Origin of the sequence: Streptomyces gamaensis (genome assembly GCF_042656465.1) — a bacterium.
GTDB lineage: Bacteria > Actinomycetota > Actinomycetes > Streptomycetales > Streptomycetaceae > Streptomyces > Streptomyces gamaensis.
In genome coordinates, this window is sequence record NZ_JBHSPB010000015.1 from 135,979 (window position 1) to 162,172 (window position 26,194).

At 72.7% G+C, this 26,194-nt stretch carries 21 protein-coding genes; 2 read left to right on the forward strand and 19 right to left on the reverse strand.

Annotation, left to right across the window (positions count from 1 at the left end; genetic code table 11):
- Positions 1 to 68: 68 nt before the first annotated feature.
- Complete coding sequence (locus tag ACFP1Z_RS23450) at positions 69 to 689, reverse strand: dienelactone hydrolase family protein (RefSeq protein WP_390319111.1); 621 nt, start codon at positions 687 to 689, stop codon at positions 69 to 71.
- A gap of 25 nt (positions 690 to 714) precedes the next feature.
- On the opposite strand from ACFP1Z_RS23450, the gene ACFP1Z_RS23455 reads away from it, so the two are divergent.
- Positions 715 to 1,818 carry a mechanosensitive ion channel family protein gene (locus ACFP1Z_RS23455; RefSeq protein ID WP_390319217.1) on the forward strand — a complete coding sequence of 368 codons (1,104 nt, stop codon included), beginning with the start codon at positions 715 to 717 and terminating at the stop codon, positions 1,816 to 1,818.
- 18 nt (positions 1,819 to 1,836) lie between these two features.
- Here ACFP1Z_RS23455 and ACFP1Z_RS23460 read toward each other — a convergent pair whose 3' ends face one another.
- From ACFP1Z_RS23460 to ACFP1Z_RS23480, 5 genes are all read right to left on the reverse strand, one after another.
- The gene (locus ACFP1Z_RS23460) at positions 1,837 to 3,426 is read right to left on the reverse strand and encodes a Na+/H+ antiporter (RefSeq protein WP_390319113.1); all 1,590 of its coding nucleotides are present in this window, start codon (positions 3,424 to 3,426) and stop codon (positions 1,837 to 1,839) included.
- Between the two features lie 139 nt (positions 3,427 to 3,565).
- A complete protein-coding gene (locus ACFP1Z_RS23465; protein WP_390319115.1) occupies positions 3,566 to 4,045 on the reverse strand; it encodes a GNAT family N-acetyltransferase in 480 nt (159 codons plus the stop codon).
- A complete protein-coding gene (locus ACFP1Z_RS23470) occupies positions 4,042 to 4,983 on the reverse strand; it encodes an RluA family pseudouridine synthase (protein WP_390319117.1) in 942 nt (313 codons plus the stop codon). Before ACFP1Z_RS23470 ends, ACFP1Z_RS23465 begins: the two co-directional genes overlap by 4 nt.
- A gap of 66 nt (positions 4,984 to 5,049) precedes the next feature.
- Positions 5,050 to 5,682 carry a signal peptidase II gene (gene lspA / locus ACFP1Z_RS23475; RefSeq protein ID WP_390319119.1) on the reverse strand — a complete coding sequence of 211 codons (633 nt, stop codon included), beginning with the start codon at positions 5,680 to 5,682 and terminating at the stop codon, positions 5,050 to 5,052.
- Positions 5,683 to 5,747: 65 nt separating this feature from the next.
- Positions 5,748 to 7,184, reverse strand: coding sequence for a TraR/DksA family transcriptional regulator (locus ACFP1Z_RS23480; protein WP_390319121.1), 1,437 nt, complete (start codon positions 7,182 to 7,184; stop codon positions 5,748 to 5,750).
- 1,089 nt (positions 7,185 to 8,273) lie between these two features.
- Between ACFP1Z_RS23480 and ileS the strand changes: the two genes are divergently transcribed.
- Entirely contained in the window at positions 8,274 to 11,417 is a 3,144-nt protein-coding gene (ileS, locus tag ACFP1Z_RS23485; RefSeq protein ID WP_390319123.1) for an isoleucine--tRNA ligase, read from the forward strand.
- Positions 11,418 to 11,682: 265 nt separating this feature from the next.
- Here the strand turns inward: ileS and ACFP1Z_RS23490 are convergent, their stop codons facing one another.
- The 13 genes from ACFP1Z_RS23490 to ACFP1Z_RS23550 all read right to left on the reverse strand — a co-directional run bounded on the left by ACFP1Z_RS23490 (position 11,683) and on the right by ACFP1Z_RS23550 (position 26,188).
- Entirely contained in the window at positions 11,683 to 12,861 is a 1,179-nt protein-coding gene (locus ACFP1Z_RS23490) for a DivIVA domain-containing protein (RefSeq protein WP_390319125.1), read from the reverse strand.
- Between the two features lie 61 nt (positions 12,862 to 12,922).
- The gene (locus ACFP1Z_RS23495) at positions 12,923 to 13,207 is read right to left on the reverse strand and encodes a YggT family protein (RefSeq protein WP_390319127.1); all 285 of its coding nucleotides are present in this window, start codon (positions 13,205 to 13,207) and stop codon (positions 12,923 to 12,925) included.
- Between the two features lie 73 nt (positions 13,208 to 13,280).
- Complete coding sequence (locus ACFP1Z_RS23500; protein WP_390319129.1) at positions 13,281 to 13,880, reverse strand: cell division protein SepF; 600 nt, start codon at positions 13,878 to 13,880, stop codon at positions 13,281 to 13,283.
- Between the two features lie 121 nt (positions 13,881 to 14,001).
- Entirely contained in the window at positions 14,002 to 14,721 is a 720-nt protein-coding gene (locus tag ACFP1Z_RS23505; protein ID WP_390319130.1) for a YggS family pyridoxal phosphate-dependent enzyme, read from the reverse strand.
- Positions 14,718 to 15,488 carry a peptidoglycan editing factor PgeF gene (gene pgeF, locus ACFP1Z_RS23510; RefSeq protein ID WP_390319132.1) on the reverse strand — a complete coding sequence of 257 codons (771 nt, stop codon included), beginning with the start codon at positions 15,486 to 15,488 and terminating at the stop codon, positions 14,718 to 14,720. The genes ACFP1Z_RS23505 and pgeF overlap by 4 nt, the downstream gene beginning before the upstream one ends.
- Before the next feature lie 30 nt (positions 15,489 to 15,518).
- A complete protein-coding gene (ftsZ, locus tag ACFP1Z_RS23515; RefSeq protein WP_390319134.1) occupies positions 15,519 to 16,772 on the reverse strand; it encodes a cell division protein FtsZ in 1,254 nt (417 codons plus the stop codon).
- A gap of 240 nt (positions 16,773 to 17,012) precedes the next feature.
- Positions 17,013 to 17,855 carry a cell division protein FtsQ/DivIB gene (locus ACFP1Z_RS23520; RefSeq protein WP_390319136.1) on the reverse strand — a complete coding sequence of 281 codons (843 nt, stop codon included), beginning with the start codon at positions 17,853 to 17,855 and terminating at the stop codon, positions 17,013 to 17,015.
- 28 nt (positions 17,856 to 17,883) lie between these two features.
- Positions 17,884 to 18,978: an undecaprenyldiphospho-muramoylpentapeptide beta-N-acetylglucosaminyltransferase gene (gene murG / locus ACFP1Z_RS23525; RefSeq protein WP_390319138.1), complete on the reverse strand. Its 1,095-nt coding sequence runs from the start codon at positions 18,976 to 18,978 to the stop codon at positions 17,884 to 17,886.
- A 6-nt stretch (positions 18,979 to 18,984) separates the two neighbouring features.
- Complete coding sequence (gene ftsW / locus ACFP1Z_RS23530; protein ID WP_390319140.1) at positions 18,985 to 20,385, reverse strand: putative lipid II flippase FtsW; 1,401 nt, start codon at positions 20,383 to 20,385, stop codon at positions 18,985 to 18,987.
- A gap of 100 nt (positions 20,386 to 20,485) precedes the next feature.
- The gene (murD, locus tag ACFP1Z_RS23535) at positions 20,486 to 21,937 is read right to left on the reverse strand and encodes a UDP-N-acetylmuramoyl-L-alanine--D-glutamate ligase (RefSeq protein WP_390319142.1); all 1,452 of its coding nucleotides are present in this window, start codon (positions 21,935 to 21,937) and stop codon (positions 20,486 to 20,488) included.
- The gene (mraY, locus tag ACFP1Z_RS23540; protein ID WP_390319144.1) at positions 21,919 to 22,983 is read right to left on the reverse strand and encodes a phospho-N-acetylmuramoyl-pentapeptide-transferase; all 1,065 of its coding nucleotides are present in this window, start codon (positions 22,981 to 22,983) and stop codon (positions 21,919 to 21,921) included. The genes murD and mraY overlap by 19 nt, the downstream gene beginning before the upstream one ends.
- Complete coding sequence (locus tag ACFP1Z_RS23545; RefSeq protein WP_390319146.1) at positions 22,980 to 24,407, reverse strand: UDP-N-acetylmuramoyl-tripeptide--D-alanyl-D-alanine ligase; 1,428 nt, start codon at positions 24,405 to 24,407, stop codon at positions 22,980 to 22,982. The genes mraY and ACFP1Z_RS23545 overlap by 4 nt, the downstream gene beginning before the upstream one ends.
- 71 nt (positions 24,408 to 24,478) lie before the next feature.
- A complete protein-coding gene (locus tag ACFP1Z_RS23550) occupies positions 24,479 to 26,188 on the reverse strand; it encodes a UDP-N-acetylmuramoyl-L-alanyl-D-glutamate--2,6-diaminopimelate ligase (protein ID WP_390319148.1) in 1,710 nt (569 codons plus the stop codon).
- Between the last annotated feature and the right edge of the window lie 6 nt (positions 26,189 to 26,194).

Sequence of the window (26,194 nt, forward strand, 5' to 3'; positions counted from 1 at the left end):
CGCAGCCTGAATGGTTCAGCTGCTGAACGTTCAGGGTCTGAACGTTCAGACCCTGAACGTTTCGGGGGCTACAGCGTCTCCAGGAAGCCGAGCGCCACCCGCCAGGTGGCCTCGGCGGCCTCCTTGTCGTAGTCCGCGAGCTCCGGGTCGGTGAACAGGTGGCCCGCCCCGTGGTAGCGGTGCACCTCGACGTCCGCGCCGGCCCGCTGCATGCGCAGGTACCACGCGTTGAGCCAGTCGTGCGGTTCGAACGGGTCGGGGTCGGCGACGTGCAGCTGGACGGGCAGCTCGTCCACCGAGGCGTCGTCGGCGAGGTCGGAGGTGCCGTGGAGGAGCAGCAGCCCGCGCGCCTTCTCGTCGTTCAGCGCGAGGTTCTGGGCGATGGAGCCGCCGAGGGAGAAGCCCGCGTAGACCAGGCCCTTGTCGGAGAGCGGGGCGGCCGCGCCCACGGCGCGGCGCAGCAGTTCCTCCCGGCCGATCTCCTCCTTGATGGCCATGCCGTCCTCGACCGTGTCCGCCGTCCGGCCGTCGTAGAGGTCCGGTACGTGCACCTCGTGCCCGGCGGCGCGCAGCCGGTCGGCGGCGGCGTGCACCGCGGGCCGCAGGCCGTAGGCGGAATGAAACAGGACAATCGTGGTAGGGGACGCCACAGGAGTCACTTCCTTACAAGTGGATCGCGTGGTTCCCATCGTGCCAGTCAGGAGCTGAGTGACCGTGCCGGACGTCCTGCGTCTTGTGTCCGTCGTCGGCTGGGCGCTGCTGGTGGCCGTGGTCGTGGGGTGGGCGGCGGGCCGGGTGCTGCGCCGGCTGGCGGCCCGGCACGCGGAGACGCCGCTGTGGCCGTTGCTGCGCCGCTGTCTGCCGCCGCTGCGCGTGGTGCTGTTCGCCGCGCTGCTGGACGCGGGCTACGGCACGGCGGAGCTGACCGGGGGGCAGCGGGCGGTGGTGCGCCAGGTGCTGACGCTGGTGCTGATCGCGGCCTGCGCGTGGCTGGTGGCGCGGTTCGCGGTCGCGCTGACGGAGGCCACGTACGTGCGGTACGCGGCCGGGGACCGCGACGAGGCGCGGCTGCGGCGGGTGCGGACCCAGGTGACGATCGTGCAGCGGGCGATCGCGGCCGTGGTGGGCGTGGTGGCGGTCGCGGCGATGCTGCTCACCTTCCCGGCGATGCGGACGGTCGGGGCCTCGGTGCTGGCGTCGGCCGGGCTGATCGGCATCGTGGCGGGGGTGGCGGCGCAGTCGACGCTGGCCAATCTCTTCGCGGGGCTGCAGATCGCCTTCGGTGACGTGGTGCGGATCGGGGACACGGTCGTGGTGGGCGGCGACTGGGGCAAGGTCGAGGAGATCACGCTCACCTATCTGGTGCTCAAGACCTGGGACGAGCGCCGGGTGACGATGCCGGTCTCGTACTTCACCAGCAGGCCGTTCGAGAACTGGTCGCGCGGTGACCCGCGGATGACCGGCGCGGTCTTCCTGCACCTGGACCACGCGGCGCCGGTGGACCTGCTGCGCGAGCAGTTGCACCGGATCCTGCTGGAGTGCCCGGAGTGGGACGGGCGGGCCTGGAGCCTGGTGGTGACCGATTCCACGCCCACCACGATCCAGGTGCGGGCGCTGGTGACCGCGGGGGACGGGGACGACATCTGGACGCTGCGCTGTGTGGTGCGCGAGCGGCTCGTGGAGTGGCTGCGCCGTACGCATCCGTACGCGCTGCCCCGGCTGAACACCGCGCCCGCGCCCGGCCTGGAGGACGCGCCGCACCGCCGGCAGACCCCGCCGACCGGCGGCGACATCGGCCCCGGCCCGGGACCCGCCTGACCGGCGTCCGGCCCGGTGTCAGCCGCGCAGGCTGCGTACGTCGAGGTGGCGCAGCACCCGGTCGACGACCTCGGGGTCGGCGCCGGGCTCGCTGCGGGCGGAGAGCACCTCGCGGCGGGCGGCGGCGAGCATCTCGGCCTGGATGCGCTGCACGGTGCGGATGCGCTGCACGCGCTGGGCGTGGGCCTCGCGCCGCTCCTCGTCGATCATGTCGGGGCTGATGCGGGCGCCAACGTCCCAGGCCCGCCGGGTGAGCTGTTCCAGCAGGTCGTCGGGGATCTCCTCGGTGTGCTCGATCTCCTTGAGCCGGAACTTGGCGGCCTTGGCGGCGCGGACGGCCAGGTGCCGGGCGAACTCCCGCTCGGCGTCGGTGTCGGAGCGCACGCCGAGCTTCTTGACCAGCCAGGGCAGGGTCAGTCCCTGGACGACGAGGGTGGCGATGATGACGGCGAAGGCGACGAAGAGGATCTCGTCACGGGCCGGGAAGGGCGAGCCGTCGTCCATGGTGAGCGGGATGGCGAGGGCGAGCGCGACGGAGGCGACGCCGCGCATGCCGGACCACCACATCACCACGGTCTCGCGCCAGCTGACGGGGACCTCCTCGTCGATGTCGCGGCGCCGGTGCAGCTTCATCGCCAGCCACGCGGCGGGCAGCAGCCACAGCAGCCGTACGCCCACCACGACCGCGATGACGGCGCCGCCGGCGGTGAGCATCTCCCCCCAGCGGCCGGAGGCGGTGCCGAAGACGTTGTGAAGTTCGAGGCCGATGAGGCCGAAGGCGACGCCGGTGACGAGGGTGTCGACGATTTCCCAGAAGGTGTGCCCGGCGAGCCGCCCCAGGACGTCGTCGGCGTCCGTGGCGTACTCGGCGAGGAACAGCGCGGTGGTGAGCACCGCGAGCACGCCGGAGCCGTGGAGCTCCTCGGCGAGCACGTAGGAGACGAACGGGACCAGCAGGGTGAGCCCGATGCGCAGGGTCGCGTCGCCGAGGACGGTCATCAGCCGCCGGGCGGCCCAGCCCAGCGCGAGTCCGACGGCCACGGCGACGACGGCGGAGAGCACGAGCTGTCCGACGGCTCCGGGCAGCGAGAAGCTGCCACTGACGGCCGCCGCGATGGCCACGTGGTAGAGGACGATCGCGGTGACGTCGTTGAACAGTCCCTCGCCCTCCAGGATGGACATCAGCCGCCGGGGCAGCCCGACCGAGCCCGCGACGGCGCTCGCGGCGACCGGGTCGGGCGGGGCGACGAGCGCGCCGAGCGCGACGGCCGCGGCCACCGAGACGCCCGGCACGACGGCGTTGGCGACGGCCGCGACAGCGGCGGTGGTCACGAAGACGAGCGCCACGGCGAGCAGCAGGATCGGCTTGAGGTTGGCGGTGAACTGCCGCCAGGAGGTGCGCTGTACGGACGCGTAGAGCAGCGGCGGCAGGACGAGCGGGAGGATGAGCTCCGGCGGCACGTTCACGTTCGGCACGAACGGTATGAGGGCGAGGACCATGCCGCCGAGCGTCATCAGCACCGGGGACGGCAGCCCCAGCCGGTCCGCGAAGGGCACCACGACCACCGCCCCGATGAGCAGGACGAACAACAGGGCGAGCTGGTCCACGGATACCCTCCGGGCGGGTCGGCCAATGGTCGGAGTCGATCACAAGTGATCGCCCTCGACCATAGTTCAGGGCAAACCCTAACTTTCGGGCAGGCTCCCGGCACTTCGGCCGCCGAGTGCCCCCCGGGCGCCGCCGCGCTCAGAGCGCCTTGGTCATCGCCCGGTGCGGAATCCCGCTGCCCTCGTCGAACTCCGGCCCGTGCGCGCGGTATCCGAGCCGCTCGTAGAAGCCCAGCGCGTGCGTCTGCGCCTCCAGATAGACCCGGCTCAGCCCGCGCCGCCGGGCCTCGGCCTCCACCGCCCGTACCAGCGCGGCCCCCAGACCGGTGCCCCGCGCGGCCCGGGAGACGGCGAGCCGGCCCAGGACGGCCGTCACGTCGTCGACACCGGCCGCCCCGTACTTGCGGCGCGCGGCCGCCCCGTACAGGAAACGCGCCGTGCCCAGCGGCCCGGACTCCCCCGCCGCCAGCAGATGGACGGCCTCCGCGTCGTACGCGTCCAGCTCCTCCGCCTCCGGCACCCCCTGCTCCGCGACGAACACCTCGCGCCGCAGCGCGTAGCACGCCGCCAGCTGCCCGGGGCCGGCCACCCGCACCGGCGGGTGCGCGACGGTGCTCACGCGCTCTCGGCGCGCACGATGTCCAGGGCGCGCTGCAGATCCTCCGGGTAGGCGCTCTCGAACTCCACCCAGCGGCCGTCGGAGGGGTGCTCGAAGCCGAGCCGCACTGCGTGCAGCCACTGCCGGGTGATGCGCAGCCGCTTGGCGAGCGTCGGGTCGGCGCCGTAGGTCAGATCGCCCACGCACGGGTGCCGGTGGGCGGACATGTGCACCCGGATCTGGTGCGTACGGCCCGTCTCCAGCTTGATGTCCAGCAGGCTGGCCGCCCGGAACGCCTCGATGAGGTCGTAGTGCGTCACCGACGGCTTGCCGTCGGCGATCACCGCCCACTTGTAGTCGTGGCTGGGGTGCCGGCCGATGGGGGCGTCGATGGTGCCGCTCAGCGGGTCCGGGTGGCCCTGGACGAGCGCGTGGTAGCGCTTGTCCGTGATCCGCTCCCGGAACTGGTGCTTGAGGTGGGAGTAGGCGCGCTCGGACTTGGCGACCACCATCAGACCCGAGGTGCCCACGTCGAGGCGGTGCACGATGCCCTGCCGCTCGGCGGCCCCCGAGGTGGAGATGCGGTAGCCGGCGGCGGCGAGCCCCCCGATGACGGTCGGGCCGGTCCAGCCCGGGCTCGGGTGCGCGGCCACGCCCACCGGCTTGACGATCACCACGATGTCCTCGTCGTCGTGGACGATCTCCATGCCCTCGACCGGCTCGGCGACGATCCGCACCGGCGCGGGCGCCGCGGGCATCTCGACCTCCAGCCAGGCGCCGCCGCTGACCCGGTCGGACTTCCCGGCGGCGGCCCCGTCCAGCTGGACCTTGCCGGCGGCCGCGAGCTCGGCCGCCTTCGTACGGGAGAAGCCGAACATTCGGGCGATCGCGGCGTCGACGCGCTCGCCCTCCAGACCATCGGGAACGGGCAGGGCGCGGATCTCGGGAATCGTGCTCACCCTGTGAAGTATGACGGAAGGCCGCGCGGAGCCCGTACGCCAGCCCTGCGCGGGGCTGGACCGGCGTCAGTGCCCGCCCTTGTCCCCGCCGTTCTCGTCGTTCTCGTCGTTCTCCTCGTCCTCGTCGCTGTTCCGGTGCAGGGTGCCGTCCGGGTCCAGCCCGCGGAAGGAGAGGATCACGATCAGGAAGCCGCCGCAGACGATCGCGGAGTCCGCGAGGTTGAACACCGCGAAGTGCGGGGTCGCGATGAAGTCCACGACGCCGCCCTGGAAACCGCCGGGCGAACGGAACAGCCGGTCCGTGAGGTTGCCGAGCGCGCCGCCCAGCAGCAGCCCGAGCGCGATCGCCCACGGCAGGCTGTAGAGCTTGCGCGCGATCCGGGCGATGACCGCGATCACGACGGCCGCGATCACCGTGAAGACGATCGTCATCGCCTCGCCGAGGCCGAAGGCCGCGCCCCGGTTGCGGATCACCTGGAACTGCAGGAAGGTGCCGATCACCTGGATGGGGTCGTGGTGCTCCAGCTTCGCGACCACGAACAGCTTGCTGCCCAGGTCGAGAAGGTAGGCGAGGGCGGCCACCGCGAGCAGCGCCGGAATCCGCCGCCCGCCCCGCGCCGCGGTCCGCTCATCGGCCGGTGCCCCACTGACCCCGTCGGCGCCCCGCGGCGTCCCGGTGGTCTGTTCCGCCTCTGTCACGTGAGTCCTTCGACGTCGTCCCTGCCTGGCTGAGGACGAGCGTACGGCACGCGCCCGGGGCCGGGTCAGCGGCGTTCCTGGCGCTGCTTGCACTCCACACACAGCGTCGCGCGGGGGAACGCCTGCATACGGGCCTTGCCGATGGGCCTGCCGCAGTTGTCGCAGAGCCCGTACGTACCGGCGTCCAGCCGCTGCAGGGCGCGCTCCGCCTGGTCCAGCATCTCGCGGGCGTTGGCCGCGAGCGCCAGCTCGTGCTCGCGGGTGATGTTCTTGGTCCCGGTGTCCGCCTGGTCGTCGCCCGCGCCGTCCCCGGAGTCGCGCATGAGCCCGCTGATCGCCTCCTGCGCCGTGGTGATCTCCGCGCGCAGCCGCAGCACCTCGCTCTGCAGCTCGCTGCGGGCCTCGGCCACCTCGGCGGGCGTCCAGGGCTCCTCCCCCGGCCGCACCGCCAGCTCCCCGGAGGCCGCGGTGGCCGTCCGGGCGCCCGGCACTTTCCTGGCGGCCTGTGCCTCGTCCGTGCTCTTCTTAGCAGCCACCGTCCCGGCTCCTGTCTCCTCAGCGGTAGCGGCCTTCCCGGCCGCCCGTTTCGTGGCCTTCACCGCGCCCTTCTTCCCGGCCCCGGCAGCCACGGCGCTCTCGACCGCTTCCGGAGCACTCCCAGGAGCCTCGACGGCCCCGGCACCCCGGGCGCTCACGACGGCCTTCGCGGCCCTGGCGGACTTGGCGGCTTTGGCGGCGCCCTTGCGGGCCGGAGCAGCCTCAGTGGCCTTGACGGCCTTTTTCGCAGCCTTGGGCGCCTTAGCCACCGTGGCAGCCTCGGCGCCTTCGGCAGCCGTCACGGCCTCGGCCTTCTTGACCGCCTTGCGCGGCTTGCCGCTTCCGGCGGCCCCGGCCTTCGCGGCTTTGGCAGCACCCTTGCGGACCGGAGCGGCCTCGGCGGCCTTCTTCGCAGCCTTGGGCGCCTTGGGCGCCTTCGCCGCCGTGGCGGTCTCGCCGCCTTCGGCGGCCCCTACGACCTCGGCCTTCTCGGCCGCCTTGCGCGGCTTGCCGGTCCCGGCGCCCCCGGCCGCCCCCGCGCCTCCGGCCTTGGCAGCTTTGGCGGTCCCGGCGGCCCGTGCCCCCTCGACGGCTTCAGCGGTCTCCGCCCCCGGAGCGGCCCCGGCCTTGGCGGCTTTGGCAGCCCCGGCCTTCTTGGCGCTCCCGGCAGGCGCGCCCGCCTTACCGGCGGTCTTACGAGCCCCACCCGACCCTGCGGCCTCACTGGCCCCGGCACCCTCGGCAGCCCGCGCGGGCGCGGTGCCTGCGGCGCCCTTGGCAGCACTGGCCTTACCAGCCGCCTTACGAACCCCACCCGACCTGGCGGCCCGTGCCCCCTCGACGGCTTCAGCGGTCTCTGCCCCTGGAGCGGCCCCGGTCTTGGCGGCTTTGGCGGTCCCGGCCTTCTTACCGCCCTTACCGCCCGCTGCGGCCGAAGCGGCCTTGCCACCTGCCGCCTTGCCCACCGCCCTGGGGGCAGTCCCGGGGGGCGCCACGCCCTCGGAGCTCTCGGCGGCCCCGGCCTTATCGGCGGTCTTACGAGCCCCACCCGACCCGGCAGCCTTACCGTCCCTGGCAGCCCCGGTGCCCTTCACCGACTCGGCAGCCATCACAGCCTTGGCGGATTTGGCAGACTTCGCGGACTTCGCCACCGAGGCAGCCCCACCCGCCCCGGCGGCCTTGCCGCCCCCAGTAGCCCCAGCGGGCGCGGCGCCCCCGGCCGCCTCCGCACCCCCAGTCCCCTTGCCGCCTCCCGCCGCCTTGGCGGACTTCGCGGACTTCGCGGACTTCGCGGACTTCGCGGACTTCGCCGCCCCGGCGCCCGTACCCGCCGCCCCCGCGGCCCCCGCCGCCGTACCCCCGCCCGCGCCCCTGCCGCTCTTCCCGGCCGCCGCGCCGGCCCGCGGCGCCCCATGGCCCCCCGTCGCGGCGGAACCCGCCGCCCGGGCGGCCGGCTTCCCGCCCGGTGTCCCGGACCCGTTCGCGCCCCGCGCACGGGGCTTCCCGGAGGGCGAGCCGGAACTCCCGGCGCCCCGCGCATCAGCGCGATGCGCGGCCCGAGAGGACTTCTTCGCCACCATGGCCGCGACCCCTTCACATTTTATGATCTTGCGCGCGAATCGTGCCGGAACGATAAATCTCCTCCGAGCACGCGGCAACGGGGCACGCCGGTCTCATCGGTTGTGCCCCGCCGGGGGCCCGGTAATCGGCGTAACGGACCGGGGCGGAAATCCGGTGGGCCGCGCCCGGCACGGCCCCGTACACTGGGCGCAGCGAGAGGCGTGGAAGGGACGAGTAGCGTCGTACGCAGCCATCAGCGACTCGGGGACGGTGGGAGCCCGAGGGTGTGCGCGACGTGAAGATCACCCCCGAGCCGCCGGAAGAACGTCCTCGGCCCGCACGGGCCCCGGGCCAGTAGAACCGGCATCGCGACCCCAATGAGGGGGCCGGAGGCAAACGCGCCGCCCGGCCAAGGAGGGTGGTACCGCGGGAGCGCACAGGCTCTCGTCCCTCCGACGGACAGCGTCACGACGTCCCGCCGGAGGAAGCCCCTGATGAGCCCGAAGCCGCAGTACCGCCACGTGCCCGCGCAGGTGGACCTGCCCGCCCTGGAGCACGCCGTGCTCGATCTCTGGCGCGAGAGCAAGGTCTTCGCCCGCAGCCTGGAGCAGTCCGAGGGCCGCCCGGAGTGGGTGTTCTACGAGGGCCCGCCCACCGCGAACGGCATGCCGGGCGCCCACCACATCGAGGCCCGCGTCTTTAAGGACGTCTTCCCCCGCTTCCGCACGATGCAGGGCTACCACGTCGGCCGCAAGGCGGGCTGGGACTGCCACGGCCTGCCGGTCGAGCTCGCCGTCGAGAAGGAGCTGGGCTTCAGCGGCAAGCAGGACATCGAGCGGTACGGCATCGCCGAGTTCAACGCCAAGTGCCGCGAGTCGGTGACCCGGCACACGGACGCCTTCGCCGAGCTGACCACCCGTATGGGCTACTGGGTGGACCTTGACGACGCGTACCGCACGATGGACCCGGAGTACGTCCAGTCCGTCTGGTGGTCGCTCAAGGAGATCTTCGACAAGGGCCTGCTGGTGCAGGACCACCGCGTGGCCCCCTGGTGCCCGCGCTGCGGCACCGGTCTGTCGGACCACGAGCTGGCGCAGGGCTACGAGACGGTCGTCGACCCGTCGGTCTTCGTCCGCTTCCCGCTGACCTCGGGCCCGCTGGCCGGCGAGGCCTCGCTGCTGGTGTGGACGACCACGCCGTGGACGCTGGTCTCCAATGTCGCCGCCGCCGCGCACCCGGACGTCCGCTATGTGGTGGCCACCGACGGCAGCGAGAAGCTGGTCGTCGCCGAGCCGCTGCTCGACAAGGCGCTGGGCGAGGGCTGGACGGCCACGGGCCAGTCCTTCACCGGCCGGGAGATGGAGCGCTGGAGCTACCGCCGCCCCTTCGACCTGGTCGAGCTGGAGGGCGCCAACTTCGTCGTCAACGCCGAGTACGTCACGACCGAGGACGGCACCGGTCTGGTCCACCAGGCCCCGGCCTTCGGTGAGGACGACCTGAGGACCTGCCGCGCGTACGGTCTGCCGGTGGTCAACCCGGTCGCCCCCGACGGCACCTTCGAGGAGGGGCTCGGCCTGGTCGGCGGCCAGTTCTTCAAGAAGGCCGACGAGACGCTGGTCGCCGACCTGTCCGCGCGCGGCCTGCTGTTCCGGCACGTCGCGTACGAGCACAGCTACCCGCACTGCTGGCGCTGCCACACCGCGCTGCTGTACTACGCGCAGCCGTCCTGGTACATCCGCACCACCGCGGTCAAGGACCGGCTGCTGGAGGAGAACGAGAAGACCAACTGGTTCCCCGAGTCGGTCAAGCACGGCCGCTTCGGCGACTGGCTGACCAACAACATCGACTGGGCGCTCTCCCGCAACCGCTACTGGGGCACCCCGCTGCCGATCTGGCGCTGCGAGGACGGCCACCTCACCTGCGTCGGCTCGCTCGCCGAACTGACCGCGCTGACCGGCACCGACCAGAGCGGCCTGGACCCGCACCGCCCGTACATCGACGCGGTCACCTTCCCGTGCACCGCCGAGGGCTGCGCGCACACCGCGAGCCGTGTGCCGGAGGTCATCGACGCCTGGTACGACTCGGGGTCGATGCCGTTCGCGCAGTGGGGCTACCCCTACAAGAACAAGGAGCTGTTCGAGAAGCGCTACCCGGCGCAGTTCATCTCCGAGGCCATCGACCAGACCCGCGGCTGGTTCTACACGCTGATGGCCGTGGGGACGCTGGTCTTCGACAAGTCCTCCTACGAGAACGTCGTCTGCCTCGGCCACATCCTCGCCGAGGACGGCCGGAAGATGTCCAAGCACCTGGGCAATATCCTCCAGCCGATCCCGCTGATGGACCAGCACGGCGCCGACGCCGTCCGCTGGTTCATGGCCGCGGGCGGCTCCCCGTGGGCGGCGCGCCGCGTCGGCCACGGCACGATCCAGGAGGTGGTGCGCAAGACGCTGCTCACCTACTGGAACACCGTCGCCTTCCAGGCCCTGTACGCGCGGACCTCCGGCTGGGCGCCCAGTGCGGACGACCCGGCCCCGGCCGAGCGTCCGCTGCTGGACCGCTGGCTGCTCGGTGAGCTCAACTCGCTGGTGGAGCAGGTCACTTCGGCCCTGGAGAGCTACGACACCCAGCGCGCCGGCAAGCTGCTGTCCACCTTCGTGGACGACCTGTCGAACTGGTACGTGCGCCGTTCGCGCCGCCGGTTCTGGCAGGGCGACGCGGCCGCGCTGCGCACCCTGCACGAGGTCGTCGAGACGGTCACCCGCCTGATGGCCCCCCTGGTGCCGTTCATCACCGAGCGGGTGTGGCAGGACCTGGTGGTGCCGGTGGACCCGCAGGCGCCCGACTCGGTGCACCTGTCCTCGTGGCCGGTGGCCGACACCGCCCTGATCGACCCGGAGCTCTCCCGGCAGATGCAGCTGGTGCGCCGCCTGGTCGAGCTGGGCCGGGCGACCCGCGCCGAGTCCGGGGTCAAGACCCGCCAGCCGCTGTCGCGCGCGCTGGTCGCGGCGGCCGGTTTCGAGACGCTGGGCGAGGAGCTGCGCGCGCAGATCGCCGAGGAGCTCAACGTCTCGTCCCTGGCCTCGCTGTCGGAGGTGGGCGGCTCGCTGGTCGACACCACCGCCAAGGCCAATTTCCGCGCCCTGGGCAAGCGGTTCGGCAAGGGCGTCCAGGCCGTGGCCAAGGCCATCGCCGCCGCGGACGCCGCCGCGCTCTCCCTCGCCCTGCGCGAGGGCACGGCCTCGGTGACCGTGGACGGCGAGGCCGTCGCCCTCTCCCCGGAGGAGGTCATCATCACCGAGACCCCGCGCGAGGGCTGGTCGGTGGCCTCCGACTCGGGTGCGACGGTGGCTCTCGATCTGGAGATCACTCCGGAGCTGCGCCGGGCGGGCCTCGCCCGTGACGCCATCCGGCTCATCCAGGAGGCCCGCAAGAACAGCGGCCTGGACGTGGCCGACCGGATCGCGGTCCGCTGGGAGGCGGCGGACGCCGAGACGGCCGGGGCCCTGGCCGAGCACGCGGGGCTCATCGCGGACGAGGTGCTCGCCCCGGACTTCGAGCGGGGCGCGGCCGACGACTCCTTCGGTGCCCCGTTCACCGATGAGGGACTGTCCCTGACCTTCCGTCTCCGCAAGGTCTGATTTCCCCTCAGTCGGGGGACACCGACCGGGATTTCGGCAATTGCCGGGCGACTGCGCACAGTCGCCCGGCAATTGTCGTATTGGCGTATCACCGTAATGTTGCCGTGATCACGTGACCGGAGGTGCGAGAACGGCACTGGCGATTCCGCGAAACCCGCATCAAAAGCCGCCCCGCACAGGAGACACATGCAAAAAGGGCCGGGCCCCCGGGAATTCCCGGGGGCCCGGCCCTGGATGACGACCGACTACGGTCTCCGACGCCCGGTCAGTTGTCGTCCTCGTCGATGAGGAAGCCCCGCATCGGGGACGGCGCCTGCTGCATCGGCTGCTGGCCCTGCGGCCGCACCGGCGCCATCGGCTGGGTCATCGCCGGCGACATCTGCTGCTGGCCGCCGTACGAGGGGGCACCCGAGCCGCCCATCGAGGGGTTGCCGCCCATGGACGGATTGCCGCCCATGCTGTGCCCGTTCATCCCCGCCCCGGCCGGGGCCATGGACCCGCTCATCGAGGGGGCCGCGGGCAGCGACGGGGCGTTGGAGGCGCGGGCCGGGGCCAGCGAGTCGTCCGCCTGGTTCTCCAGCTGGCGCAGCTGGCTCTCCAGGTAGGACTTCAGACGGGTGCGGTACTCGCGCTCGAAGCCGCGCAGGTCCTCGACCTTGCGCTCCAGCGTGGCGCGGGCGGACTCCAGGGAGCCCATCGCGACACGGTGCTTCTCCTGGGCGTCCCGCTCCAGGGCGTCGGCCTTGGCGCGGGCGTCCCGCTCCAGGCCCTCGGCACGGCTGCGCGCCTCGCCGACGATCTTGTTGGCCTCGGAACGGGCCTCCGCGATCGCCTGGTCGGCGGTCTGCTGCGCGAGCGAGAGCACCCGGGCGGCGCTGTCACCGCCGGGACCCTGGCCCGGCTGCGGCAGCTGCGGGCCACCCATCGGTCCGTTCTGGCCCATGGCGTTCTGGCCCATCGGGCCGCCCTGACCCATGGGGCCACCCTGGCCCATCGGTCCGTTCTGCCCCATGGGTCCGCCCATCGGGCCACCCATCGGACCGTTCTGTCCCATCGGGCCCGGACCGTGCGGACCCTGCGGGCCGTGGCCGTGGCCGCCGGGGCCGGCCGGCAGCTGCGGGGCACCGCCCGGCAACTGCGGCGGGCCGCCCATCTGCTGCTGCTGCGGCGGCACCGGCTGCGGTCCGGATATGGCGGCGGGCACCGGAGCCCCCGGTCGCTGCTCCTGCTGCTCGGGCTTGCGCATGCCCTGCTGCTGGTTCTGCGCGGCGGCCCGGGTCGCGGCGGCCAGCTTGGCGCGCAGGTCCTCGTTCTCCCGGAGCAGACGGGTCAGTTCGGCCTCGACCTCGTCTAGAAAGGCATCGACCTCGTCCTCGTCATAGCCTTCTCGCAGACGGACGGTCGTGAACTGCTTGTTCCGCACGTCCTCGGGGGTCAACGGCATCTCTTCTTCACCTCAACGTAGTCGTCGGCAATCGGCAAGACCGTATCGTTCACAGCCGCGTTCACAGCCGGCTCACGACGGTGATCAGGATGTAGACGATGATCATCAGTACGAAGAAGGACAGGTCGAGCGCCACGCCCCCGAGACGCAGCGGCGGGATAAACCGCCGCAGAAGCTTGAGTGGCGGATCAGTGACAGTGTAGGTGGCCTCCAGGAGGACCACCATCGCCTTGCCGGGTTGCCATGAGCGTGCGAACTGGAAGACGTAATCCATCACCAGCCGGAAGATGAGCACGAACAGGAAGCAATACAGCGCGATGTAGATCACCTGCAGTGCGATGCCCATCTCGCGCGTCCCTCTCCCCTTCGTACCCGGCCTGTTTGGCCGTCATTCACCCGGCATTGCCCGGTATTGCGTCTCAGCTCTGATTGAAGAACCCGCCCTCTGCGATGCGGGCCTTGTCCTCCGCCGTGACATCGACGTTAGCAGGAGACAGCAGGAACACCTTCTGCGTCACCCGCTCGATACTCCCGTGGAGACCGAAGACGAGCCCGGCGGCAAAGTCGACAAGTCGCTTCGCGTCGGTGTCGTCCATCTCCGTCAGATTCATGATCACCGGGGTGCCCTCACGGAAGTGTTCCCCGATGGTACGGGCCTCGTTGTAGGTCCGGGGGTGCAACGTCGTGATGCGGTAGGGCTCCCGCTCGGACACAACCTTGGGCATGATCACCGGTGCGTTCTTCTCCAGAGAGTGGCGTTCGGGTGTGATGGATGACACGGGTGCGATTCGGGCGGGTCGTCCCGATTCCGCGCCGAGCGGAGCCGGTTCACGTTGCGCGGGAGGCTGGGCGACTCGAACCGGTTCGTCCGATTGCGTCTGTTGGGACTGGTGCTGTCTGCGCCGGTCGGGCTCCGGCTCGGGTTCGAACTCGTCGTCGGGGTCGAACCCCCGGCCGTCGTACCCATCGTCCTCCACGAGGCCGAGGTAGACCGCCATCTTGCGCATCGCGCCGGCCATTCTCTGCGTCCTCCGCTCTGTGGTGGATCGGCTCCGTCAGCGGCGCCCTGGATCCACGTGGCATGCCCGCCTCCTGACGGGAATGACCATATTTTCTCTGTGGTCCGACTTCTTGGCGACGTTACCGGAGCCCGGGGCGGACTCCGAGTACCGCTGAGCCGACACGTACATGTGTCGCCCCCGCGGCCACGGCGTCATCCAGATCCGCGCTCATCCCTGCTGACACCATGTTCGCAGCAGGATGGGCCGCGCGCAGGCCCGTTGAGATTTCCATCAGCCGCTCGAAGGCCGCCCGCGGCCGGCCCGCGTAGGGCCCGGTGAGCGGAGCGACCGTCATCAGCCCGGCGGGCCGCAGCCCTTCGGCCGCGCCGAGGGCGTCCGCGAGCGCGGCGACCCCGTCCGGGGCGACGCCCCCGCGGGCACCGCGCTCTCCCGACCCGGCGTCAAAGGCCACCTGGATCAGGCAGTCGAGCTCGCGGCCGGCCCGGACGGCCGCCGCGGACAGCGCGTCGACGAGACGGGACCGGTCGACGGAGTGCACCGCGTGGGCGTAACCGGCCACCGAGCGCACCTTGTTGGTCTGCAACTGGCCGACGAAGTGCCACGTCAGCGGCAGATCCGCGCACTCGGCCGCCTTCGGCGCGGCCTCCTGGTCGCGGTTCTCCGCGACATGACGGACCCCCAGCTCGGCGAGGAGCCGGACGTCGCTCGCGGGGTAGGTCTTCGTGACCACGATGAGGGTCACGTCCTCACGCTTGCGGCCGGCCGCCGCGCAGGCGCGGGAGATACGTTCCTCCACGCGCGCCAGGTTCTCGGCGAGTTCGGTTCTGCGGTCCGTCACAGTTCTTCGTCCAACCAGACATAGCTCGCGAGCCGCCCCGTGGTGCGCTCGCGCCGGTACGAGAAGTGGTCGGCCGACTCCAGCGTGCAGACGGGCGGTTCCCCGCCGGCCGTGACGCCGAGCCGGCCCAGCTGGGCCCGGACCCCCGCCGCCACGTCGACGGCCGGGGTGCCCTGCCGGGTGGTGGACCGTGCCTCGGGCACCACGGCCGCGACCTCGGCGCGCATCGCCCGGGGGACCTCGTAGCACAGCCCGCACACCGAGGGCCCGATGCGGGCGAGGATCCGCGCGGGGTCGGCGCCGAGCGCGGTCATCCGCTCGACGACCGCGGGCACGACCCCGGCGACCAGCCCGGGCCGCCCGGCGTGCGCCGCGCCCGCGATCCCGGCGACGGGGTCGGCGAGCAGGACGGGGACGCAGTCGGCGGTGAGCACGGCGAGCGCGAGTCCGCGACGGGCCGTCACCAGCGCGTCGACAGCGGGCACTTCCTCGCCCTGCCACGGGCCGTCGACCACGGCGACGTCCCGGCCGTGCACCTGGTTCATCCACACGACCGCCGCCGGGTCCAGGCCGAGGGACTTCGCCACCCGCTCCCGGTTGGCGAGGACGGCCGCGGGGTCGTCGCCGACCGCGCCGCCGAGGTTGAGCTCGTCATACGGAGCGGCGCTCACCCCGCCCCACCTGTCGGTGAAGGCGAAGTGCGCGCCGCTCGCACGCTCTTCGGATGTCGACGCTCCGGGAGTCACTGCGTGCTGTTGCCCTATCACGTGGGGGCCGCTCTCACTGGCTCGCGGTCGTCACTTGAGGAAGTCCGGAACGTCCAGTTCCTCGGCGGTCGAGTCCTGGTACGGACGGGCCGGCGGGACCTGCGGGGAGCTCACCGGGGGCGGGGGCACCTCGCCCGCCGGGGCCGTCTCGACGGCCGGGGGCTCCTCGGTGCGCGGGGTGACGCTGCCCAGGCCGCCGAAGCTCGCGCGGGCGGGCTGCTCGCTCTGCGTGGCGGCCGGCCGGCTCGGGGCCGGGGTCGTGGTGGCACCGGCCTCCTCGCGGCCCGCGGTGTAGGAGGAGCCGAGCACCTTGTCGCGGCTGCCCTTGGCGGGGGGCTGGCCACCGTCGAAGCCGGCCGCGATGACGGTCACCCGGACCTCGTCACCGAGGGCGTCGTCGATGACGGCACCGAAGATGATGTTGGCCTCGGGGTGGGCGGCCTCGCTCACCAGCTGGGCGGCCTCGTTGATCTCGAAGAGACCGAGGTCGGAACCGCCGGAGATGGACAGCAGCACCCCGCGGGCGCCGTCGATGGAGGCCTCCAGCAGCGGCGAGGAGATCGCCATCTCGGCGGCGGCCACCGCGCGGTCGTCGCCGCGCGCCGAGCCGATGCCCATGAGCGCCGATCCCGCCTCGGACATCACGGACTTGACGTCCGCGAAGTCGAGGTTGATCAGGCCCGGGGTGGTGATGAGGTCGGTGATGCCCTGGACGCCGGAGAGCAGCACCTGGTCCGCGGACTTGAACGCGTCGAGCACGCTCACCTGGCGGTCCGAGATGGACAGCAGCCGGTCGTTGGGGATGACGATGAGGGTGTCGACCTCGTCACGCAGGCTCGCGATGCCGTCCTCCGCCTGGTTGGCGCGGCGCCGGCCCTCGAAGGTGAACGGGCGGGTGACCACACCGATCGTCAGGGCGCCCAGGGAACGGGCGATATTGGCGACGACGGGGGCGCCGCCGGTGCCGGTGCCACCGCCCTCGCCCGCGGTGACGAAGACCATGTCGGCCCCCTTGAGGACCTCCTCGATCTCCTCGCGGTGGTCCTCGGCGGCCTTGCGGCCGACCTCGGGGTTGGCGCCGGCGCCGAGGCCGCGGGTGAGCTCCCGGCCGACGTCGAGCTTGACGTCGGCGTCGCTCATCAGCAGGGCCTGTGCATCGGTGTTGATCGCGATGAACTCGACGCCCTTGAGACCGACCTCGATCATCCGGTTGATGGCGTTGACGCCACCGCCGCCGATGCCGACGACCTTGATGACTGCGAGGTAGTTCTGCGGTGCTGCCACGTCGAAGGCCTCTCGCCTCGATTTACGTATGCCTGGGGGGCGGTTCTCGTGCCGACCCGAACCCTCAACCTCAAGTTGAGGGTTACCGGTGCCGCTGTTCGCTGGGGTTCTCCGAACAGGACACTAAGTCGACACGCGGCGCGCGTTCAACGAACACGCCGAACCTCCCGTTTTTCTTTTCACCCTATGTGATCACCCATAGTCGTAGCCAGCCAGGGTGCTGCCGACGACCCCCGGACGTCAACTCCCCGACGCCGCAGGCGCGCTGGGAGCGCTCACGTCGAAGTGCCGTGCGCCCCGGGCGGCTTTGAGCAATGCGGAGAGCGTACGGGCTTTGGCGTCGCCCCGCTCACCGCTCCCCCAGACCACGGTCCGATCCCCCGTCAGCTCCAGGGTGATGGAGTCGTACGAGCGCACGTGGACGGCGCGGGTGTCCTTGCGCACATCCGGAGGCAGCGCCTCCGCGACCCGGACACCCTCGCGTTCCAGACGTTCCACCCCGAACTGCCGCAGACTTGGCGAATCGTTCACGTCGAGATTCAGCCGCGGCACGCCCTGCGGAGCCTGGTCGACTGTGGCGAACCGCACTCCCGCGCCGTCGATTTCGATGAACTTTCCGTCCTTCTCGACGATCGCCCTCGGCTGCCGTTCGACCACTTCGACACCGACCGTGTGCGGCCAGGAGCGCTCGACGGTCACGTGCTCGATCCTCGGCAGCGCGGCGCGCAGCCGCCCCGCGACCGCGTCGGTGTCCACCGAGACCAGGGGGTCGCCGAGCGGGACGCGGGCCGCGGCCCGGACCTCCTCGGGCGTCAGCACCCGGGTCCCGGCCACGTCGACGCGCGTCGCGCGCAGCCAGGCGGAGCCGTACAGCGCCCAGCCGGCGGCGCCGGCGGCGAGCAGCAGGAGCACCCCCCAGGCCAGCAGGCCGCGGCGGCGCGGCAGCCGGGGGCGGCGCAGGGGGCCGCGCGGCCGCGGCCGGCCCTTGGCGGGCCTGCGCGGCGGCCGGGGCGCGCCGCCGCGTGGCCGTACCGACTTGCTGTTCCTCGCGCCGCCGCTCCGGGCGGCCGTCGGTCCGGCCACGCTTCCCCAGCCTCCTGCTCCCTGTGCGCTAGCCCGCCCGGCGGGCGGCGATCGCCTCGTGGACCATGCCGACGAGCAGCTCGTCGGCGTCCCGGCGGCCGAACTCGGCGGCGGCGCGGGACATCGCGTACAGGCGGTGCGGGTCGGCGAGCACCGGGAGCACATGGCTCTGGACCCACTCGGGGGTCAGCTCGGCGTCGTCGACCAGCAGTCCGCCGCCCGCCTTGACCACCGGCTGGGCGTTGAGCCGCTGTTCGCCGTTGCCGATGGGCAGCGGGACGTAGGCGGCCGGCAGCCCGACGGCGGACAGCTCGGCGACGGTCATCGCGCCCGCGCGGCAGAGCATCATGTCGGCCGCGGCGTACGCGAGGTCCATCCGGTCCACGTACGGTACCGGGACATAGGGCGGCATTCCGGGCATGTTGTCCACGCGCGGCAGGTCGTTCTTCGGGCCGACCGCGTGCAGCACCTGGATGCCCGAGCGCTGCAGGAACGGCACGACGGCCTGGACGACCTCGTTCAGCCTGCGGGCGCCCTGCGAGCCGCCGGAGACCAGCAGCGTGGGCAGGTTGGGGTCGAGACCGAAGGCCGCGCGCGCCTCGTGGCGGACGGCGGCCCGGTCGAGGGTGGCGATCGTACGGCGCAGCGGGATGCCCACGTAGCGGGCGCCGCGCAGCTTGCTGTCCGGGGTGGACACCGCGACCGCCTGGGCGTACCGCGAGCCGATCTTGTTGGCGAGACCGGGGCGGGCGTTGGCCTCGTGCACGACGATCGGCACACCGAGCCGCTTGGCGGCCAGATAGCCGGGCAGGGCCACATAGCCGCCGAAGCCGACCACGCAGTCCGCCTTGGTGCGCTCCAGGATCTGCTCGGCCGCCTTGATGGTGCCGCGCAGCCGGCCCGGCACGGTGATCAGCTCCGGCGTGGGCTTGCGGGGCAGCGGCACGGCCGGGATCAGCCCCAGTTCATAGCCCCGCTCGGGTACGAGCCGGGTCTCCAGACCCCGCTCCGTACCGAGCGCCGTGATCCCCACGGTCGGGTCCTGCCTGCGCAGGGCGTCCGCGAGGGCGAGCGCGGGCTCGATGTGGCCGGCGGTCCCCCCGCCGGCGAGTACGACATGCACCGAAATTCACCGCTCTCCGGACGGTCGCTTCTTGACGCGCCGTCTCATCGTCTTCCATCTCACCCCAGGCTGCCGCATGGCCAGCGCCGCCCGCGCACCGGGTTCGTCGCGCGCGAAGGCGATCAGCAGCCCGATGGCGAACATGGTCGGCAGCAGGGCGGACCCTCCGTAGGAGAACAGCGGGAGGGGGACCCCGGCGATCGGCAGCAGGCCGAGCACCGCACCGATGTTGACCACGGCCTGCGCCATGATCCAGGTGGTCACGCCTCCCGCGGCGTACCTCACGAAGGGGTCCTCCGTGCGTCCGGCCACGCGGATACCCGCATAGCCTAGAGCCGCGAAGAGGGCGAGCACGGACAGCGTCCCTGCCAGGCCCAGCTCCTCGCCGGTGATGGCGAAGATGAAGTCGGTATGCGGTTCGGGCAGTTCACCCCATTTTTCCACACTTGCTCCGAGGCCGGCGCCGAACCATCCGCCGTTGGCCAGCGCGTAGATGCCGTGCACGGCCTGCCAGCACTGGTCATTGGTGCCGGGGTCGGTCGCGCCGATGCAGGCGAGGCGGGACATCCGGTTGGCGCTGGTCTTGATGAACAGCACGGCGAGCACCGCCGTGACCCCGAAGACCCCGGCGAACAGCCGGGTCGGGGCGCCCGCCACCCACAGCAGGCCCAGCAGCACGCACGTCAGCACGACGGTGGTCCCCATGTCACCGCCGAGCATGATCAGCCCGAGCAGCACGAAGGTGACGGGCACCAGCGGCACCAGCAGGTGCTTCCACTGCACGAGCAGCCGCTTGGCCTGCTTGCGGGCCAGCAGGTCGGCGCCCCACAGGACGAGCGCGAGCTTGGCGAACTCACTGGGCTGGGCCTGGAAGGGGCCGCCGAGCGAGATCCAGTTGGTGTTGCCGTTGATGGTCTCGCCGATGCCGGGCACCTGCACCAGGCAGAGCAGGAAGACCGAGCCGGCGAGCAGCGGATAGGCCAGCGCCCGCAGCAGTCTGACGGGCAGCCGGGCGGCCGCGAGCAGCAGGACGGAGCCGATGGCGGCGGCGAGCAGCTGCTTGCGGAAGAAGTAGCTCGGCGGCAGCCCGTTCTGCAGGGCCTTGATCTGGGAGGCCGAGTAGACCATCACCAGGCCGAGCACGGTGATCAGCAGGGAGCCGCCGAGCACCAGGTAGTAGGCGGTCAGCGGCCGGTCCCAGGCGCGCCGGGCGCGGGCGTGCAGCCCCTTCAGGCCGCCGAGGAGGGTGCCGCCCCCGCCGCGCGGGGGCCGGGGGGAGCCGGGGCGCGGGCGGCCCTGGGCGGGGCGCGGGGCGCGCGCGGGCCGGGAGCCCGCGGCGGGGCCGCGCCGGGTGGAGCGTGTGGCGCGCGGCGGCCTCGCCGGGTGGCCGGCGTGTTCGGCGTGCATCGGGGGCGTCCCCTTCCCGCTGGTATCCGCTCGTGTGCGCCGGGCGGCCGTGGACCTCACCGGCCCGGGAGGTCCACGGGGCGCCGCGGGCCCGTACGGTCTACGCGCCCGCGCCCCGCTCCGCCGCCAGGTCCCGTACCGCCCCGGCGAAGGCGTCGCCGCGCTCGCCGTAGTTGGTGAACATGTCCATGGAGGCGCAGGCGGGAGCCATGAGGACGGTGTCCCCCGGCTCGGCGAGCCGGGCCGCCTCCCGCACCGCCGCGGCCATCGCCCCAGTGTCGGTCCGGTCGAGGTCGACCACGGGCACATCCGGGGCGTGTCGCGCGAGGGCTTCGCGGATCAGGGCGCGGTCGGCGCCGAGCAGCACCACGCCGCGCAGCCGCTTCGCCGAGGCCGCCACGAGCTCGTCGAAGGCGGCTCCCTTGGCGAGGCCGCCAGCGATCCACACGACCTTCTCGTAGGCGGCCAGCGAGGCCTGGGCGGCGTGGGTGTTGGTGGCCTTGGAGTCGTCCACGTACGCCACGCCGCCGACGTCCGCGACGTGGGCGATGCGGTGGGCGTCGGGGCGGAAGGCGCGCAGCCCGTCGCGCACGGCCGCGGGCTCCACGCCGAAGGCGCGGGCGAGCGCGGCGGCGGCGAGGGCGTTGGCGATGTTGTGCGGGGCGGCCGGGCCCGCGGTGGGGGCGATGTCGGTGACCTCGGCGAGCTCCTGGGCGCTGGTGTACCGGTCGGCGACGAAGGCCCGATCGACGAGGATGCCGTCGACGACACCGAGCTCGGAGGGGCCGGGCGCGCCCAGGGTGAAGCCGATGGCGCGGCAGCCCTCCTCGACGTCGGCCTCGCGGACCAGGTGCTCGGTGGCCGGGTCGGCGGTGTTGTAGACGCAGGCGACCTTGTTGCCCTCGTAGATGCGGCCCTTGTCGGCGGCGTACGCGGACATCGAGCCGTGCCAGTCGAGGTGGTCGGGGGCGAGGTTGAGGACCGCCGCGGAGTGGGCGCGCACCGAGGGCGCCCAGTGCAGCTGGTAGCTGGAGAGCTCGACGGCGAGGACGTCGTAGGGCTCCTGGGAGAGCACGACGTCGACGATGGGGGTGCCGATGTTGCCGACGGCGGCGGTGCGCAGTCCGGCGGCCTCCAGGATGGAGGCGAGCATCTGCACGGTGGTGGTCTTGCCGTTGGTGCCGGTGACGGCGAGCCAGGGAGCCGCGCCCTCACCGCGCAGGCGCCAGGCGATCTCCACATCGCCCACGACGTCCACGCCGGCCTCGGCGGCGGCCGCGAACAGCGGGCTGTCGGGCTTCCAGCCGGGCGAGGTGACGACGAGGTTGGTGCCCTCGGGCAGGGTCGTCGCGTCACCGAGGCGGACGGTCATGCCCTCGGCGGTCAGGGCCGCGGCGCGCTCGCGCAGGGCCTGGCTGTCGCCGCCGTCGACGACGGTGATCCGGGCGCCGAGGCCGGCCAGGGCGCGGGCGGCGCTGATGCCGCTCACGCCGAGGCCGGCGACGGTGATGTGCTGTCCGTGGAAGGGGGAGGTCACTTGATGGCCAGCCATCCTGCGTAGAAGATTCCGAGGCCGACGGCCACGCACAGGCCCTGGATGATCCAGAACCGGACCACCACGAGGACCTCGCTCCACCCCTTGAGTTCGAAGTGGTGCTGGAGCGGGGCCATCCGGAAGACGCGCTTGCCGGTCAGGCGGAAGGATCCCACCTGGATGATCACGGACATGGTGATCAGCACGAACAGGCCGCCGAGGAGGGCCAGCAGCAGCTCGGTGCGCGAGCAGATCGCCAGGCCCGCGAGCGCGCCGCCGAGGGCGAGGGAGCCGGTGTCGCCCATGAAGATCTTGGCGGGCGAGGTGTTCCACCACAGGAAGCCGAAGCAGGAGCCCATCAGGGCGGCGGCGACGACGGCGAGGTCGAGCGGGTCGCGCACCTCGTAGCAGGAGGCGCCGGCGGTCAGCGGGTTGGCGCAGGACTGGCCGTGCTGCCAGGTGCCGATGAAGACGTAGGCGCCGAAGACCATCACGGAGGCGCCGGTGGCCAGGCCGTCGAGGCCGTCGGTGAGGTTCACGCCGTTCGACATCGCCAGGATCATGAACAGCGCCCAGACCACGAACAGCACGGGGCCGATGGACCAGCCGAAGTCCTGGGTGAAGGAGAGCCGGGTGGAGGCCGGGGTCTGGCCCCGGACGTCGGCGAACTGCAGCGCGAGCACGGCGAAGGCGACGCCGACGATGAGCTGGCCGGCCATCTTCGCCTTGGCGCGCAGGCCCAGGCTCCGCTGCTTGACGATCTTGATGTAGTCGTCGAGGAAGCCGACCAGACCCATGCCCGCGGTCAGGAACAGCACCAGCAGACCCGAGGTCGTCGGCTCCTTGCTGGTGATCACCTTGGTGACGGCGTAGGCGATGAGCGTGGCCAGGATGAAGGCGATGCCGCCCATGGTGGGCGTGCCCTTCTTCCCGGCGTGGCCGCGCGGGCCGTCGTCGCGGATGAACTGGCCGTAGCCCTTGCGGGCCAGGAACTTGATCAGCAGCGGGGTGCCGATGAGGGTCAGGAACAGACCGATGACACCCGCGAAGAGGATCTGGTTCATCGGCCGGCGACCTCGCCCTCGACGGCGTCGAGCAGCTCCTGCGCGACCCGCTCCAGCCCCACCGACCGGGACGCCTTCACCAGCACGACGTCACCCGGGCGCAGCTCGCTGCGCAACAGGTCGACCGCCGCCTGCGCGTCGGACACGTGCACCGACTCCTCACCCCACGAACCCTCGTTGTAGGCGCCCATCCGCAGCCAGGCCGCTTCCCTGCCCCCGACTGCCACGAGCTTGCTGACGTTGAGCCGGACGGCGAGCCGTCCGACCGCGTCGTGCTCGGCGAGCGACTCCTCGCCCAGCTCGGCCATCTGTCCGAGCACCGCCCAGGTGCGTCCCCCCCGCTCGGCGGCGGCGCCGCCCATGGCGGCCAGCGTGCGCAGCGCGGCACGCATGGACTCGGGGTTCGCGTTATAGGCGTCGTTGACGATCGTCACGCCGTCAGCGCGCTCGGTGACCTCCATCCGCCAGCGCGAGAGCTGGCCGGCGGCGGAGAGCGCGGTGGCGGTCTCCTGCGCGGACAGGCCCAGCTCATGGGCGACGGCGGCGGCGGCGAGCGCGTTCGACACGTGGTGCTCACCGTACAGCCGCAGCGTCACCTCGGCGCACCCGGTGGGCGTGTGCAGCGTGAAGGAGGGGCGGCCGGCGGCGTCCAGACGTACGTGCTCGGCGCGCACCTGGGCGTCGGGGGCCTCGCCGAAGAGGACCGTACGGGCCTTCGTGCGCCCGCTCATGGCGCGTACCAGCGGGTCGTCGGCGTTGAGCACGGCGACGCCGCCGTCCGCGGCGGCGGGCAGGGCCTCGACGAGCTCGCCCTTGGCCCGGGCGATCTGCTCGCGGCCGCCGAACTCGCCGACGTGCGCGGTGCCCACGTTGAGGACGACGCCGATGCGCGGGGGCGTGATGTCGGTGAGGTAGCGGATGTGCCCGAGGCCGCGGGCGCCCATCTCCAGGACGAGCTGGCGGGTGTCCGCGTCGGCGCGCAGCGCGGTCAGCGGCAGGCCGATCTCGTTGTTGAGCGAGCCGGGCGTCCACACGGTGGGGCCGGCGTGCCCGGCGAGCTGGGCGATCAGGTCCTTGGTGCTGGTCTTGCCGGCGGAGCCGGTGAGCGCGACGACGGTGGTGCCCAGGCGCTCGACCACGGCCCGGGCCAGGGCGCCGAGTGCGGTCACGACGTCGTCGACGACGATCGCGGGCACGCCGACGGGGCGGCTCGCGAGCACGGCGACGGCGCCGTCGGCGACGGCCTGCCCGGCGTGGTCGTGGCCGTCGGTCCGCTCGCCGGGCAGGGCGGCGAACAGGCCGCCGGGCCGCACCTCACGGGAGTCGATGACGACGGGGCCGGTGACGGTGGCGGTGCCGTCCGGTATGTCGTGCTGCTGCCCGCCGACGATGGCGGCGATCTCGGTGAGGGACAGTGCGATCACCGAAGCTCACCTCCGGCCGTTCTCGTGGGCTGCCGGGGGGCGGGGTGTGCGCGCATGGCGGTCTGTCTCTGTCATCCCTGGTCGTTCCGGTGCGAAGCGGCCGCGCGCGCGACGGCCTCGCGCAGCACCTGACGGTCGTCGAAGGGGCGGGTGACCCCGGCGATGTCCTGGCCCTGTTCGTGGCCCTTGCCCAGGACGAGGACGGTGTCGCCGGGTTCGGCGCGGGCGACGGCGGCGGCGATGGCGTCGGCGCGGTCCTCCAGCAGGAGGACGGTGCCGCGCTCGGCGGCGGGCACCTCGGCGGCGCCCGCGAGCATGGTGGCGAGGATCGTGAGCGGGTCCTCGGAGCGGGGGTTGTCGGAGGTCAGCACGGCGGTGTCGGCGAACCGGGCGAGGGCGGCGCCCATGGGGGCGCGCTTGGTGCGGTCGCGGTCGCCGCCGCAGCCGAGCACGGCGTGGATCCGGCCCGGGGTGATCTCGCGCAGGGCGCGGAGAACCGATTCGACGGCGTCGGTCTTGTGCGCGTAGTCGACGACGGCGAGGTAGGGCTGGCCCTCGTCGACGCGCTCCAGCCGGCCGGGGACCCCGGGGACGGCGGCCACACCGTCGGCGGCGGTCTGCGGGTCGTAGCCGGCGGCGACGAGCGCGGTGATCGCGGCGAGCGCGTTGGCGACGTTGAACGGGCCGGCCAGCGGGGAGCGGGCGGTGAGCCGTTCGCCGTTCGGGCCGAGGACGGTGAAGGTGGAGTCGAACAGGCCGGTGACGACGTCGGTGGCCCGCCAGTCGGCCCCGGGGCGGCCGGAGGCGGAGAAGGTGACGACGGGCACCTCGGCCTCGGCGGCGAGCCGGCGCCCGTACTCGTCGTCGGTGTTGATGACGCCGACGCGGCTGCGGGCCTTGGTGAACAGCTCGGCCTTGGCCTGGAAGTAGTCCTCCATGCCGGAGTGGAACTCCATGTGCTCCGGGCTGAGGTTGTTGAAGACCGCGACGTCGAAGACGCAGCCGTCGACGCGGCCCAGGCGCAGCGCGTGGCTGGAGACCTCCATGGCCAGGGAGCGCACGCCGCGCTCGCGCATGACCGCGAAGAGCGCCTGCAGGTCGGTGGCCTCGGGGGTGGTGCGCTCGGACTTCACGCGCTCGTCGCCGATGCGGGACTCGACGGTGCCGATCAGTCCGGTGGGACCGCCGCCCGCCGCGCGCAGACCGCCCTCGACGAGATAGGCGGTGGTGGTCTTGCCGGAGGTTCCGGTGATCCCGATCCGCAGCAGGTCGCGGCCCGGCTCGCCGTAGATGGTGGCGGCCAGCTCGCCCATGACGGCGCGCGGGTCGTCGACGGTGAGGACGGGCAGCCCGGTGGCGGCGGCGCGCTCGGCGCCCGCGGGGTCGGTCAGTACGGCGGCGGCGCCGAGCCCGGCGGCCTGGGGGGCGAAGTCCGCGCCGTGGAAGCGCGCGCCGGGCAGGGCCGCGTAGAGGTCACCGGGGCGCACCGCACGCGAGTCGTGGGTGATGCCGGTGACACCGGGGGGCTCGGGGGCGGTGGCCGCCGGGGACTGCGGCCGTGGCGCGGTGATGCCCAGCTGACCGGCCAGCTCCGCGAGGGGGACGGGGCGGACCTGGGTGGGGCGGGGCGCTCCCGGGGGTTTCGGGGCACCCGCGGGGGTGGTGGCGTGGGACTGATCAGCGTGTGACACGGCCGTGAGCGTACCGGGCGCACCCGCCCCGTCGCGAAGCGAGGGGCGGGCGGGGGCCCGGTTCCCGGGTTCGGGAGTGATCGTCGTCACGGCCGG